Genomic DNA, 1682 nt, shown 5'->3' with positions numbered 1-1682 from the left:
AAATCCTCTTCCCTTCTGCCTCCTGCCTCCTGCCTCCTGCCTTGTTTCTTGAAAGCAGGGGACTTAAACCCCAAATTTTGTTAGTTTCAAAGATGATTTGGTTGCCTCGCATCAAACTAAATTCGATTCATGCTCGGCTGTTAGCCACTTACCTGTTACTGATCACCTTGGGAACCTCGGTGATGGCGGGCTATATCCTGTGGTCGTTCCATGCCTACTTCATGCGATCGCGGCAAACGGATTTGGATAACTGGACAGCTGCCTTGAGTGAGAGTGCAGCTGATGCTTTAGAAGAAAAGAATCTGCAACGGGTAGAATTACTGGTGAAGCGGTATGGAGCGCCACAAACTGTCGCACTTCGCATTTTTAATCAACATGGTCGTCTTCTGGCAACTTCTGACCCACGGCTAGACAAACAGGTTAAAGACTGGTACAAAGTTACCGGAGTATCGGAAGCTCTACAAAATCGTCCGGCGCAAGGGGTCGCAAAAGGAATTTTATCAACTGAAGATCGCCTATACATCGCTAGACCAATTGTGCGTAATGGTCAATTACTGGGCGTCCTGCGAATGTCCATGACTTTGGATCATCTTCAGCGTCAGTTCGCTAGGGTGATTTGGAGCGTTTTGGGAACACTGGCGCTGACAATCTTGCTATGTGCGCTAATCAGTACTCGCTTTGCTCGGAGTCTGTCAAAACCAATTGAAACTATGCGGAACTTTGCGATCCGCTTAGGTAGTGGTCATTTTGGTGACAAGCTAATTATCCATGAAAACAATGAGTTAGATCAGTTAGCAACAGAGCTAAACCGGATGAGTGAACGGTTGGCTTCTTTAGATCAAGAGCGCCGAGCTTTTTTAGCAAATGTCTCCCATGAACTTCGCACACCCATCAGCAACGTTCAGGTAACGATAGACGCACTCAGAAGTGGCGCATACGAAGAACCGGAATTGCGCGATCGCTTCTTTCAAACTATTGAGAACGAAATCAAACGCTTATCACGACTGATTCATGATCTGCTTGATCTCGGACGCTTAGAAGCAGGAATTACTCAACTCGAACAGCAAACCTTCTCACTGCACGGTCTGATTAACCGTGCTGTCAGTGCGATGGAGCCTAGAATGCAAGCCATTGGCGTATCTGTGCGCCTAAACGTGGCTGATTTACAACTACAAGGCGATCCAGAACGGTTATTACAGGCTATTTTAAATTTGCTCGACAACGCTATCAAACATTCAGTACCCGATTCTTTGGTCTTTATTTCTGGGTACAGCGAGAATAAACAAGCAGTTATAAAAATTCAAGACCAGGGAACAGGTATTAGTGAGGGTGATTTGCCCCGAATTTTTGAGCAGTTTTATACAACAGACCCTTCCCGTAAAGGCAGTAGCAGCGGTCTAGGGTTAGCGATCGCCAAGCGCATTGTAGAAGCCCATCAAGGTAGCATTACAGCTAACAGCGTCGATGGTCAGGGCGCAACTTTTATAATTTGCCTACCACTAAAAGCGCACGAGTAATAGGTTGCTGCTCTGGGGCAGGGGGCAGGGGAGGCAGGGGGCAGGGGAGGCAGGGGAGGCAGGGGAGGCAGGGGAGGCAGAGGAGGAAGAACTATTGATTATTGACCCAGGCCCAATGCCCAATGCCCAATGCCCAATGCCCAATGCCCAATGCCCAATGCCCAA

General features: G+C 48.0%; 1 protein-coding gene. It reads left to right on the top strand.

What is annotated here, in order from left to right:
- The first annotated feature begins 92 nt into the window (after positions 1–92).
- The gene (locus VB740_RS18090; RefSeq protein WP_323201338.1) at positions 93–1517 is read left to right on the top strand and encodes an ATP-binding protein; all 1425 of its coding nucleotides are present in this window, start codon (positions 93–95) and stop codon (positions 1515–1517) included.
- Positions 1518–1682: the final 165 nt, after the last annotated feature.

Origin of the sequence: Nostoc sp. UHCC 0251 (assembly GCF_034932245.1) — a bacterium.
Lineage (GTDB): Bacteria > Cyanobacteriota > Cyanobacteriia > Cyanobacteriales > Nostocaceae > Nostoc.
Note: the sequence above shows the minus strand (reverse complement) of the source record. Positions and strands in the feature narration are given on the sequence as shown.